Origin of the sequence: Streptacidiphilus anmyonensis, from assembly GCF_000787855.1 — a bacterium.
Taxonomy (GTDB): Bacteria; Actinomycetota; Actinomycetes; order Streptomycetales; family Streptomycetaceae; genus Streptacidiphilus; species Streptacidiphilus anmyonensis.
In genome coordinates, this window is the sequence record NZ_BBPQ01000031.1 from 15,244 (window position 1) to 27,200 (window position 11,957).

General features: G+C 71.8%; 11 protein-coding genes. 5 read left to right on the plus strand and 6 right to left on the minus strand.

The annotated features are described in order from the left end of the window. Positions 1-100: 100 nt before the first annotated feature. Both TR50_RS24090 and TR50_RS24095 read right to left on the minus strand, forming a co-directional pair. Positions 101-880 carry a VOC family protein gene (locus tag TR50_RS24090; RefSeq protein WP_042425620.1) on the minus strand — a complete coding sequence of 260 codons (780 nt, stop codon included), beginning with the start codon at positions 878-880 and terminating at the stop codon, positions 101-103. Between the two features lie 76 nt (positions 881-956). After that, the gene (locus tag TR50_RS24095) at positions 957-1,676 is read right to left on the minus strand and encodes a hypothetical protein (RefSeq protein WP_042425622.1); all 720 of its coding nucleotides are present in this window, start codon (positions 1,674-1,676) and stop codon (positions 957-959) included. 501 nt (positions 1,677-2,177) lie between these two features. Between TR50_RS24095 and TR50_RS24100 the strand changes: the two genes are divergently transcribed. From TR50_RS24100 to TR50_RS24110, 3 genes are all read left to right on the plus strand, one after another. Then, a complete protein-coding gene (locus TR50_RS24100; RefSeq protein ID WP_042425626.1) occupies positions 2,178-3,428 on the plus strand; it encodes an arylsulfotransferase family protein in 1,251 nt (416 codons plus the stop codon). 139 nt (positions 3,429-3,567) lie between these two features. Next, a complete protein-coding gene (locus tag TR50_RS24105) occupies positions 3,568-4,743 on the plus strand; it encodes a PP2C family protein-serine/threonine phosphatase (protein ID WP_042425630.1) in 1,176 nt (391 codons plus the stop codon). A 236-nt stretch (positions 4,744-4,979) separates the two neighbouring features. Continuing rightward, positions 4,980-5,183, plus strand: a complete 204-nt coding sequence (locus tag TR50_RS24110; protein WP_042425633.1) for a cold-shock protein — start codon at positions 4,980-4,982, stop codon at positions 5,181-5,183. Between the two features lie 78 nt (positions 5,184-5,261). Here the strand turns inward: TR50_RS24110 and TR50_RS24115 are convergent, their stop codons facing one another. Both TR50_RS24115 and TR50_RS24120 read right to left on the minus strand, forming a co-directional pair. Next, on the minus strand, positions 5,262-5,627 hold the full coding sequence (locus TR50_RS24115) for a hypothetical protein (protein WP_052441287.1): 366 nt from the start codon (positions 5,625-5,627) through the stop codon (positions 5,262-5,264). 298 nt (positions 5,628-5,925) lie between these two features. Continuing rightward, positions 5,926-6,666: a VOC family protein gene (locus TR50_RS24120; RefSeq protein WP_042425637.1), complete on the minus strand. Its 741-nt coding sequence runs from the start codon at positions 6,664-6,666 to the stop codon at positions 5,926-5,928. A gap of 214 nt (positions 6,667-6,880) precedes the next feature. Between TR50_RS24120 and TR50_RS46945 the strand changes: the two genes are divergently transcribed. After that, positions 6,881-7,291, plus strand: a complete 411-nt coding sequence (locus tag TR50_RS46945; RefSeq protein ID WP_042425639.1) for a hypothetical protein — start codon at positions 6,881-6,883, stop codon at positions 7,289-7,291. Between the two features lie 169 nt (positions 7,292-7,460). Here TR50_RS46945 and TR50_RS24130 read toward each other — a convergent pair whose 3' ends face one another. After that, entirely contained in the window at positions 7,461-7,973 is a 513-nt protein-coding gene (locus TR50_RS24130; protein ID WP_042425642.1) for a protein-tyrosine phosphatase family protein, read from the minus strand. 245 nt (positions 7,974-8,218) lie between these two features. On the opposite strand from TR50_RS24130, the gene TR50_RS24135 reads away from it, so the two are divergent. Next, a complete protein-coding gene (locus tag TR50_RS24135; protein WP_236654570.1) occupies positions 8,219-9,709 on the plus strand; it encodes an FAD-dependent monooxygenase in 1,491 nt (496 codons plus the stop codon). A gap of 39 nt (positions 9,710-9,748) precedes the next feature. On the opposite strand, the gene TR50_RS44550 is transcribed toward TR50_RS24135, so the two are convergent. Beyond that, positions 9,749-11,848 (minus strand): NEW3 domain-containing protein, encoded by a 2,100-nt coding sequence (locus tag TR50_RS44550; protein ID WP_084700883.1) that lies wholly within the window; start codon positions 11,846-11,848, stop codon positions 9,749-9,751. Between the last annotated feature and the right edge of the window lie 109 nt (positions 11,849-11,957).

Sequence of the window (11,957 nt, forward strand, 5' to 3'; positions counted from 1 at the left end):
CCCCCCCCCCGCCCTGCCCCGCCTCGCCCGCCGACGGTGGGCAGGCAAAACGGGCAAGGCCGGCGAGGCGGGTCGGCGCGGTACGCGTGCCCGGGGATCCCTACATGGGGGTGGGCTTGATCATGGCGAACGGCGCGCCCTGCGGGTCGGCGACCACCGTCATGCGGCCGGCCATCATGTCGAACGGCGGGGCCAGCACCGTGCCGTTGCGCTTGACCAGCGCGTCCACGGTGGAGTCCACGTCGTCGACGGCGAAGTAGGTCAGCCAGTGGGCGGGGGTGCCGGGCGGGTCGTTCGCGAGCAGGCTGACACCGCCGACCGCGCGGCCGCCGACGCGCAGCTCCCAGTACGCGTCGGCGCCCTCCAGCGGCTCGATCTCGATGCCGAACGCCTCGCCGTAGAACGCGGTGGCGGCGGGGACGTCGCTGGTGTGCAACTCGTTCCAGGTGAGCGCGCCGGCCTCGTTGACCACCTGGGCGCCGAAGAACTCGCCGGGCTGCCAGACGCCGAAGACGGCGCCCTGCGGGTCGGCGGCGATCAGCATCCGGCCCAGGTTGCCGACGTCCACCACCGGGACGAGCAGCGTGCCGCCCGCCGAGACGATCGCCTCCTGGGTGGCCTGCGCGTCGGTGCTGGCCAGGTAGCTGGTCCACACGGTCGGCGGCTCCGGCATGCCCTCGGGCGCCATCGCCGGGCCGATGCCGGCCGCGGCCTTGCCGTTGAGCTCGCAGACCGCGTAGCCGCCGAACTCGGCCGGTCCCGGCTGGCCCTGCCAGCCGAACAGGTCGCGGTAGAAGTCCAGCGCGGCCTGCTGGTCCTTGGCCATGAGGTCGACCCAGCACGGCGTGCCGGTCATGTACGGAGAGGTGACTTCGGGCATTCTCGCTCCTTCGGACAGGGATCTCCCGCACCGCAACCCTGGCCCGGCGGAGCGGAGTCGGCCAACCGACACGCCCTCACGGAGCAGGAATCGCACACCGGCGGGGTAGCGTGACCGTCCCGGGTCTGTGCTCGAAGGTGTGCATCACGAGCCACTCGTCCAGCTCGGGGTCGTAGAGGTTCTGCACGCCGAACTGGAGCACCTGCCAGAAGGTGCCGCGATTGCCCTGGTCGACGTAGACGTCGCCGAGCGCGAGCGGGAGCCTCAGGAATTTGCCCGGAGGTAGTTTCGGTACGACCACTCCGACCCGCCAGTGGTTCACATACCGGTTCGGGCTTCCCTGGAGGACCTCCCGTCCGACGAACCGCGCGCCGCTGAGCGCCTGGTTCAACGTGTCGAGGTCGAAGCCGGGAATCTGCGAGCACGGATGCTCGGTCAGGCCGGGCCACTTGTAGGTGAGCGTGTAGAGCCGGCCGTGGAAGATCAGGTTGGTGAACCAGATGGGATACTGCGGTCCGCCCGCGACCATCTGGCTGTCGCCGTCCCTCCCCTCCCAGGTGAACGGCACCGTGACGCCGAGGTCCCGGACGATCCACACGCCCTTGCCTCGGAAGTCCCGCGGCAGGCGCGGCGGCGGAGGCGTGCGTGGGTCGGGCCGATCCGCCGTCAGGGCGGCGGTCCGCTGGGCGGTGCCGGTCCGGGTCGCGGCCTGGGCCGACGGGAGCAGCGTCGAGACGGCGGCCATCGCTCCGGCGAGCGCCGTCGCCGTCGCCCGCCGCGTGAGTTTCCAGCGCATGGTCTCCCTCACGGATATGCCGTCAGAATGCCAGCCATCTCTATCAGATGACGGACGAGAAAGCCTTCAGGCGAGCCGGGAACCGAATTCCGGCAGCCCCTTTCCCCCGTACGGCGGGCGGCCTGCGGGCGGCGCCCCGCGAACGCGGACGACACGCCGCCGCAACACTGCTCTCAAGATCCGGACGGACGTTGACCGGCCGCCTTCCGTGCCTGCTAGCCTCCCGGCCATGCAGCAGCGCCGAATCGCCTTGACCACGCGGGGTCACATCGACCTCCTGCGGGTCTGTTCCGCTGCCTGTCGCGCCTGCTGAGCACCCGCGACATCGCCTTCACCCTGGCCCGCGTCTTCGCCTTGGCCTTCGCCATCGCCCTCGCTATGGCCTTTGCCTGACGTTCCACCAACCGCCGCTTGTTGAGGCCCCGCCGCGCCTGCGCGCGCCCGCCTCGCAGCGGTGATCGCTCCTGCCTGCCCGCCACGCATCCGATGAGGACTTCTCCCATGCCCCAGAACCGCTGGACCGTACGCGCCCTGACGGCCGCCGCCGCGACCGCCGCCCTCGCGGGCGTCCTGCCCGCGTCCGCCTCCGCGTCGGTGCCCGCCGCCGCGCGGGCGGCGGCGTCCACGACGCCCGTGCTCCCGTCCCTGACCGTCCTGACCGACAAGCCCGGCGCCGGCGCGGCCCTGGGCGGCGACCTGTTCGTCGCGCCCTCCTCCGCCGATCCGGCCTACGCCAGCGGGGTGGAGATCCTCAGCCCGGACGCCCGCAAGGTCGTGTGGTCGCACGCCGTTCCCGCGGGCCAGGAGGCGGCGGACTTCCGCAAGCAGACCTACCGCGGACGCCCTGTCCTCACCTGGTGGCAGGGCACCGGCCTCGGCGGCCTGAGCCAGGGCGTCGACTACGTCTACGACGACCACTACCGGAAGGTCGCCGAGGTCCGGGCCGGGAACGGCTACTCCGCCGACGGACACGAGTTCCTCATCACCGCGGACGACACCGCGCTGATCCTCGCCTACAAGGAGACGACCGCCGACCTCCGCTCCCTCGGCGGCCCGGCGGACCAGAAGGTCATCGACGGCGTGGTCCAGGAGATAGACATCCGCACCGGCAAGGTCCTCTTCCAGTGGAGCGCCGCCGACCACGTCCCCTACGCCCAGAGCGAGCAGCCGCTGCCTGCCTCCGCGGCCACGCCGTGGGACTGGTTCCACGTCAACGCGGTCAAGCAGGACACCGACGGCAGCCTGCTCGTCGACGCGCGCAACACCTGGACCACCTACGACGTCTCCCGTCGCACCGGCGTGATCCGCTGGCAGCTGGGCGGCAAGGCGAGCTCGTTCAAGCTGACCGCCGCCCCGGGTCAGCACCTCAACACGGCCCACACCCTCTTCGCCTGGCAGCACGACCCCGAGCCGCTCGGCCACGGCCTGTACAGCGTCTTCGACAACGAGTCGGCGGGCATCGCCAACACCGGCACGGGCACGCTCTCCGAGCTCCCCTACAGCCGGGTGGACACCGTCCGCCTGGACCCGCGCACGCACACCGCGACCCTGGTCCGCTCCGTCGCGCAACCGTCCGGGCTCAGCGCCTCGTCCCAGGGCAACGCCCAGACGTTGCGCGACGGCGGGCTGGTCGTCGGCTGGGGTTCGCTGCCGTACGTCTCGGAGTTCGGACCGTCCGGCTCGCTGCTGTTCAACGCCGAGTTCCCGGCCGGGGTGAACACCTACCGCGCATACCGCTTCGCCTGGAAGTGACGCAGGGCGCTGCCGCGGCAGCGCCGGCGGGCACCCGACCGGGAGGGCTCCGGATCCACTCGTTCACCCGCACGGGGCAGCGCTCCCGTGCAGGTGAGCGGGGGTGCGTCCCGGTCCGGGACGGCGCAGAGTGGGGGGCATGGATGTGCGGGATCGGTGGCCGAGGGACCGGGGGCTCGGGCGGAGGAACTGGCCGCTGCTGCTCATCCCGCTGGCGCTGATCGTGCTGATCACCGTGGTCGGCATCCGCTCCCCCGCGGACGTCCATCTCGGTCCGCTGCTGGTGATCGCCCCGGCGGTGACCCTCTCCTTCGCCGGCCCGAAGACCACGGCCGCGATCGGCGCCCTGGCGGTGGCGGCGCACGTGATCATCGCGGTCTTCCACGGCGGGCTCACCACCAGCAACCACGTGGCGCAGATCGGCGGACTCGCGGTGCTCTCGGCGCTCATCGTGCTCTTCGCGGTGGTGCGCGACCGCCACAGTCGGCAGCTGGCGAGAGCGCAGTCGGTCGCCGAGGCCGCCCAGCAGGCCCTGCTGCGACCGCTGCCCGAGCGGATCGGGCCGCTTCAGATCGCCACCGTGTACCTCGCCGCCGAGGACGAGACCCACATCGGTGGCGACCTGTTCACCGCGACCCGCACGGACGCCACCGGTGCCGACGCAGGGACCCGGATCATGATCGGCGACGTGCGCGGCAAGGGCCTGGCCGCTGTCGGCGAGGCCGCCCTGCTGCTGAGAGCGTTCCGGCTGGTCGCCGCGAGCTGTCGCGACCTGGCCGACCTCGCCGGAATCCTCGACCGTCACGTGGACCGGTACCTGGTCGACTTCGCGGACAGCGGCGACGAGACGGGCGAGCACTTCGTCACCGCGCTGCTGCTGGAGATCCCGGACGACGGGCCGGTGGCACGGCTGACGAACTGTGGGCACCCGCCGCCGCTCGTGCTGCGGGCGGACGGCGTCACGCCGCTGGACGGCGCCGAGCCGGCGCCGCCGCTCGGCGTCCAGTCGAGGGTCGGCGGTGCGCACACCGACTGGGCCTTCCCCTTCCTCGGCGACGACACCCTGCTGCTCTACACGGACGGCGTAACCGAGGCGCGGAACGGCGACGGCACCTTCTATCCGCTCCCCGAGCGCGCCGCCCGCTGGACGGCCGCCACCCCGGAGGCTCTCGTCGAACACCTGCGCCGGGACCTCCTCGCCTACTGCGGAGGCCGGTTGGGGGACGACGCCGCGTTGCTCGCCGTCAGACGCGCGTCGACGCCTGCGGCGGACGAGCCACCGGCGTCCTCCGTCGGGGACGGCGCCGAGGCATGAGACGGGGCTCGGAGCCGGTCCGGCCCGCGAGAGCCCGATTCGTTCCGATTCGTTCGCATGGACGCAGGGCGCTGCGAAGATGTGACCCGCCCCCCAGAGACACCGGCAGGTGGCACAGCGTAACGTGATCACTTGAATTCGTCGTCCGCCGTACCGCTTCACCCGCTGTTCGAGGACGCGACCACCAAAGCGGCATCCACCATCCGGGTGCCGCCCGTCCCGAATGGGAGATCAGTATGGCTCAGGGCACCGTGAAGTGGTTCAACTCCGAGAAGGGCTTCGGCTTCATCGAGCAGGCCGGCGGCGGCCCGGACGTCTTCGCCCACTACTCCGCGATCCAGGGCAACGGCTACCGTGAGCTCGTCGAGGGTGAGACCGTGACGTTCGACGTCGAGCAGGGCCAGAAGGGCCCGCAGGCCGCGAACATCGTCCGCGGCTGACCTGGCAGTGCCAAAGGCCCCGCCGCCCACGTCCTGTGGGCGGCGGGGCCGACGCATGTGCACCCGGGTGACCTCGTGTCAGGTGTTGCTGTCCCACCTCGGCGCGCCGTTGCAGGCGGTCGTGTGCGGGACCGGGGCGTAGATGACCAGGTTCCCGTCGGTCTGGAAGCAGAGGTAGTAGGTGGCGCCCGGATTGCCCCCGGTGCCGGAGTTCCACAGCGGCGTGGAGCCCTGGTAGACGACGAGGTTCCCGTCGGTCTGCATGATCGCGAAGGCGCCCGGGTGGCCTTCGGTCTGGGTGTTCCACAACGGGTTGCCGTTGACGTCGTAGATCACCAGGTTGCCGTCGGTCTGCATGGTGAGCTGGTACTCCCCCACGCACCAGCGCACGCCGCCGCCGAAGGTGCTGCCGGGGGCCCACGCCTTGTCGGCGGTCAGGCCCACCTGGCAGGGGACCCAGGCGTCGTGCGGGGCGACGGCCGCGGAGGCTGAGGCGGAGGTGGGGCCGAAGGCCGCCGCGGCGGCAAGGACGGTTGCGGCGAGCCGTGCGGCTGCCAGACGGGATCACATGGGCTGAACCTTCCGAGTCGATGAATCAACGGTCAGGAAGTGCTCGTAGCCGTGCATACCCCCGCCGTTCGGGGGCGTGACCACCGTATCCCAGGCGCACATGTCCATGCCATATGACAAAAGCACGATCGGCCGATGACGCGGCCCCGCCGACCTGGGGACCACCGCTCCGTCAGGACGGGGCGAGCACGCAGAACTCGTGTCCTTCCGGGTCGACCAGACAGGTCCACGAGGCGTCGCCCTGTCCGACGTCGAGATCGGCTGCCCCGAGCGCCCGCAGGCGCGCGACCTCTGCTGCCGTGTCGTCACCGGGGTAGGGCAGCAGGTCGAGATGGACGCGGTCCGGCACGGTCTTCACGTCGGGCGTGCGGAGGAACTCCAGGTACGGACCGCCACCGTGCGCGGAGCGCAGCGAGGCGAAGTCGTCGTCCACCTCGTGCACGGTCCAGTCCGTCGCCTCGCTCCAGAACCGGGCCATGGCGCGTGGATCGGCGCAGTCCACCAGCACGGCGGCGATCGGCCCGGTGTCCCGGTAGACCTCACGGGGCTCCAGCACACAGAACTCGTTGCCCTCGGGATCGGCGAGCACCGTCCACGGCACGTCGCCCTGGCCCACGTCGACGGGCGTGGCGCCGAGCGTCAGCAGCCGCGCGACCAACTCCGCCTGATGCGCCTCGGAGGTCGTGGCGAGGTCGAGGTGCGTCCGGTTCTTCGTCGCCGTCTTGGCCTCCGGCACGGGCACGAGATCGATGCCGAGGCCCACCGGATCCGGCCAGACGAGCCCGCCGGCGGGTCCGACGTAGGTGGTCACGCCGGGGCTGTACGCATGCCAGCCGAGCGCCTCCGCCCAGAACCGGCCGACCGCCGAGGGGTCGACAGCCTTGATGATCACGTGCACGGGTCGCAGCGCCATGCCCGCGATCCTATGCACCCGCACGCCCTACGACGACCCAGACTCCTACCGGCGGAACCACCCGCCGCGCGCAGAGTCGATTCGCTGGTCAGGTCCCGAGGTCGCCGTCGGATGACGGTGAGTCGAACATGCGAACATCTGGGGCGACGTTGGAAGAGTGCAGTGGGGGATGTGCGGGATGCGATTGTTTTCGGGACCCTGGGGCGAGCTTCGTGTGTTCACGGACGAGCCTCTCCCGCACTCGGCGATGGGCATGGCCGAGGTTCCCGCGCGGTTCGGTGCCAGGTTCAGGCCAGCGCTTCTGCGCCACTTCCTGTTCCTGCGGCGGCAGGGGCGGCCGGCCGCCCCCTACCTGGCGGTGTGGCCCGAAGGGGTGGTCCTTCCTGATCTGACCGAGGGGGTGACGGAACCGGCGGACGATCTGGCGGGCGTGGTGCTCGCCGAGGTCATGCGGCACACGTGCTTTGTCTGCAACGCCTGGTTCGAGGTGATCCGCGCTGAGGTGGCGATCCCCGTCCTGGGGGGCAATCTTGCTCAACATCGGATCGTCAGCGGGTGCCCCGCCTGCGGCAGCGACTCCGGAGCGTCCCGGATCTACGGCCTCGCCCTGTCGCCGTTGCCCTGACGGGCGCCCGGTCGGCGCCCCCAGAAAGGCGTGGGCCGCGGTCGTGTCCGTGGCCGCATCGGGTTGCACCTGGCGGCGACTCCCGCCAGTGTCCGGGCCATGCTGGCAGACGGTCTACCGGCGCTCCGACCAGCACGGCGGACCGACTGCCGTGGGCCAAGAGGCACCGTCACGAACCGGCGTCGAGCCCCACCAGGAGACAGGCGACCTCGAGTCCCGTGGTGAGGTACTGCTCGAAGGTGCGGTTGTGGAGCGCCCAGGGTGAGCGGTTCTGCCGGATGAGGTCGACGGCCCCGGCGGCATCGTGCCCGAGCTCGACCAGGGCCTGACCGACGACCAGGCCCGAACGGTTGTAGCCGGACCGGCAGCGGACGAGGACGGTGCGCTCGCTCCGGACCGCTGCCGCGACGGTCGTCGCGGCCTGCTGGACCGAGCGGATCTGCGTCGAGGTGAGTGGACCGTCCGGGATCTCGTGGACCAGATGGTCGACACGCGGGTGGGGTCCGTGGCCGTCCCGGGTGAACAGGCTGACGACCAGGTCGAACTGGGCGTCGACCACGGCGGGCCGCAGCCCGCCCTCGGCGTCGGCCCAGAAGTGCCCGCCCATCCAGAGCCGGGGCCTGATCTCGTTCCATGGCGACTGGGGCTCGGGCACACCGGGGTGCTTCTGACGCGTCTTCACCTTCGCTCCTCTCCCCAGCCAGGCAACGACGCGTCGGGAAGCCCGGTTCCCGCGCGACACGGCCGCGGCTGCGTGACGCGGGCGGCGATCGGCGGGATCTTCGGTGGGGTGTGACAGCGGTGGGAGCGGGGACGTCCTCCCTGCCACTTCAAACGTACAGCTCGTGGGGGCCCTTGCGGCAAGGCCCCCCTGGTGGCGCAGACTCCTGCGGTCGTGCCCGACGCCGACGAAGGGCCGGAGTGGAAGTGGTTGAGCAGATGGTCGATGTGATCGTGGCCGGGGCGGGTCCCACCGGGATGATGCTGGCGGGTGAGTTGGCGCTGGCCGGGGTCGACGTGCAGGTCGTGGAGCGGCGGCCCACTGCCGAGCTGGTGGGTATGCGTGCCCGGGGGTTTCACGCGCGCACGATCGAGATCCTCGACCAGCGGGGCATCGCCGAGCGCTTCCTCGCCGCGGGGCAGACCGTCTCCGCTGCGTCCTTCGCGGGGGCGCGGGTGGACGTCGGCGACTTCCCGACGCGGCATCCGTACACGCTGGGCCTGGTGCAGAGCAGGATCGAGGGGATTCTGGCCGAGTGGATCGGGGAGCTGGGTGTGCCGGTCCAACGGGGGCGTGAGGTGGTCGGGTTCGCGCAGGACGGCGACGGGGTCGACCTGCTGGTGGCCGACGGGGCCCCGATGCGGGCGCGGTACCTGGTGGCGGCGGACGGCGGACGCAGCGTCATCCGGAAGGCGGCCGGCATCGGCTTCCCCGGGTGGGAGGCGACCAGGAGCACCCTGATCGCCGAGGTGGAGGTGACCGAGGAGACGCCGAAGGGCATGCGCGTCGACGAGACCGGGATCCACGGACTGACCCCTCTGGGCGACGACGGCAGGATGACCCAGGTGCTGGTGACGGAGCAGCAGCTGGGGTCGGCGGCCGAGCCCACGCTGGCGGACCTGAGCAGGGCTCTGGTCGACGTCTACGGCTCCGACTTCGGGGTGCGCAGTCCGAGGACCATCTCCCGGTTCACCGACGCGACCCGGCAGGCGGCCTCCTACCGCGAAGGGCGGGTGCTGCTGGCGGGCGACGCCGCCCACGTGCACGGTCCCACGGGCGGGCAGGGCATCGGCCTCGGGGTCGAGGACGCGGTGAACCTGGGGTGGAAGCTCGCGCAGGTGGTCAGGGGCGTCTCACCCGACGGCCTCCTGGACACCTACCAGGCGGAACGCCATCCGGCCACGGCCCGCGTGCTGAAGTACACGATGGCGATGTCGGCGACGCAGCGGGCGGACAGCCGCGTCAGCGCGCTGGCCGACTTGGTGGCCGACCTGATGTCGGTCGACGCCGCCCGGACCAGGCTGGCGGGCCTGCACCTCGGCCTCGACGTCCGGTACGGGGCCGAGGGCGTCGGCCACCCCCTCCTGGGACGCCGGATGCCCGATCTCGACCTGACGGGCGCGGACGGCCCGCTGCGGGTGTTCACGCTCCTGCACGACGCCCGGCCCGTGCTGCTCGACCTGGGCGAGGCCGACAGCCTCGCGTCCGCGTCGGGGCCGTGGGGTGATCGCGTGCGGTCGGTCCAGGCCCGGTACGAGGGCAGCACGTGGGAGCTGCCGGTGGTCGGCGCCGTCGACCCTCCCGCGGCGGTGCTGATCCGGCCGGACGGGCATGTGGCGTGGGTGGGCGACGGGTCGGACGCGGGGCTCCGGGAGGCGCTGACGCGCTGGTTCGGACCGTCGGCCGAGGCCATGTGAGGCGGCCGCAGGTGGCGGCCGCCCCACTCCAGGGGATCCTCAGCTCTGGGTGAAGCCGGTGAAGTCGGCCTCGCCGCTGGTGCCGTCGCTGTGGGAGCTGGTGAACACGCCGACGTCCTGGGTCGTGGCGACGCCCGGCACGGTGGCCTGGCCGACCTGCGTCCAACTCGTGCCGTCGGTGGACCAGTAGCCGGTGAAGACGGATCCGTTGCGGACCAGCTTCAGCCAGGACGGGTAGACCGCGGTTCCGCTGCCCTGGTTGGAGGGGGCGCTGTTGGAGTCCAGCTGTCCGTCGCCGTCGCTGTCCCACTGCAGGACGTAGCCCTTGCCCGGGGCCTCGGCCAGGATCACGTATCCGGGTGAGGCGGCCGAGCCGGTGATGTCGTTGCGGACCATGAGGCCGGCCTTGGCCCAGTCGCTGGTCGCCGCCTGGGCGGTGAGTTCGACGACGGTGGTGGAGCCGTCGTGCTCGGCGCCCTGCTGGTAGACGGCGCCGTACTGGTCGGTGCTGCCCCACAGGTCCGCCCCGGCGCCGTCGATGGCGAGGCGGTCGCCCGCCTGGCCGAAGACGGCGGTGTTGTCGGTGTAGGTGCGGAAGGGCGCCTGGACCGGCGAGGGCACCTCCGCCGGGTTCGCGGCGTCCACCCGCGCCGTGCCGCCGGACCAGTGCGCGGCGGCCGTCCCGGTCAGCTGGATGTGGGCGATCGGCTCGGTCGGTGAGGCCGGTGCGGTGACCCGGAAGGCGGCGATGGCCATCTTGCCGGGGCCGACGCGGGCGAACCGGGTCGAGGTCAGCGGCTTGACGGTCCATCCGCCGGGGGCGGTCAGCCCGAGGCGGACGTCCGTGACGGCCTTCGCGCCGTCGTCGGTGAAGGTGGACTCGACGGTGGCCGAGCCGCCGGCGGTGAACTGCGGTGCGGTGGTGTCCAGGACGAGCGCGGGGGCGAGCGCGCCGGGCCGGCTGGTCGGGGTGACGCGGTACATCACGGTGCCGTGGCCGGGCACGGAGGCGGCGATGACGCCGGCGGCTCCGGCGGCGGTGCTGCGGTGCGCCCACAGGTCGCGCAGCACGTAGCCCTTGGCGGCGGGCAGGCCCACGGCCGCGGCGGTGGTGGAGATGGTGGCGCGGCCGGGGTTCTCGTTGAACAGGGTGACCGCGACGCTGCCGTCGGCCAGGGGCTTGGCCAGCACGTCGAGTCCGTCGGCGAGGGTGACCGGTCGGCCCTGGCGGCCGAGCCGGTCCTGGTCGACGGCGATCACCTCGCGGTTGCCGTAGATCGCGAGGGTGGCGGCGCTCGCGGTGCGCAGGTCGGTGCCGGAGACCAGCGGTGCGGCCATCTCCGCCCACAGCGAGAACTCGCTGCGGTCCTCGGTCGGGGTCATGCCGTTGCCGACTTCCAGCATGTCGGGGTCGTTCCAGGCGCCGGGCCCGGCTCCGGCGGCGAGCTGCACGTTGGTGTGGAAGTTCGACAGCATCGAGCCGAAGGACGCGTTGATGTCGCCGGTGGTGCGCCACAGGTTGCCGACGCCCGCGCCCCAGGAGGCGACGGACTCGTTGCCCCAGTTGCAGAGGCTGAAGACGATCGGGCGGCCGGTGGCGGCGAGGGCGTCGCGCATGGCGGTGTAGCGCTGGAGCGAGGGGATGCCCTGGTTGTAGCAGTTGTCGTACTTCAGGTAGTCGACGCCCCAGGACGCGAAGGTGGCGGCGTCCTGCTTCTCGTGGCCGAGGCTGCCGGGGTAGCCGGCGCAGGTGAGGGTGCCGGCGCTCTCGTAGATGCCGAGCTTGAGCCCCTTGGCGTGGACGTAGTCGGCGACGCCCTTGATGCCGTCGGGGAACTTGGCGGGGTCGGGGACGAGGTCGCCGTCGGCGTCGCGGTCGTGCGTCATCCAGCAGTCGTCGATGTTGACGTACTGGTATCCGGCGGCTTTGAGGCCGGATGCGACGATCTTGTCGGCGGTCTGCTCGACGAGCTTCTCGCTGACGTCGCAGCCGAAGGCGTTCCAGTCGTTCCAGCCCATGGGCGGGGTCAGGGCCAGGCCGTTGGCGAGGGCGGCGGCCGGGGCGGCGGTGAGCGGGACCGCGGCGAGGGCGGTCGCCGCGAGGGAGGTCGCAACCAGTGCGGCCCATGTCTTGCGCATGCCTACTCCAGGATCCGTAGCGGTCCGTCAGGGGTGGTTCACGGCGTGCCCAGAGAAGCAAAACCAACAGCATCCGTCAATAACTCACACAATCTTGCACGAACCCTGG

Bases quoted from the DNA above. Each gene is read 5' to 3' on its own strand.
- TR50_RS24095 (WP_042425622.1), bottom strand. From the start codon at position 1,676: ATGCGCTGGAAACTCACGCGGCGGGCGACGGCGACGGCGCTCGCCGGA.
- TR50_RS24090 (WP_042425620.1), bottom strand. From the start codon at position 880: ATGCCCGAAGTCACCTCTCCGTACATGACCGGCACGCCGTGCTGGGTC.
- TR50_RS24110 (WP_042425633.1), top strand. From the start codon at position 4,980: ATGGCTCAGGGCACCGTGAAGTGGTTCAACTCCGAGAAGGGCTTCGGC.
- TR50_RS24105 (WP_042425630.1), top strand. From the start codon at position 3,568: ATGGATGTGCGGGATCGGTGGCCGAGGGACCGGGGGCTCGGGCGGAGG.
- TR50_RS24120 (WP_042425637.1), bottom strand. From the start codon at position 6,666: ATGGCGCTGCGACCCGTGCACGTGATCATCAAGGCTGTCGACCCCTCG.
- TR50_RS44550 (WP_084700883.1), bottom strand. From the start codon at position 11,848: ATGCGCAAGACATGGGCCGCACTGGTTGCGACCTCCCTCGCGGCGACC.
- TR50_RS24100 (WP_042425626.1), top strand. From the start codon at position 2,178: ATGCCCCAGAACCGCTGGACCGTACGCGCCCTGACGGCCGCCGCCGCG.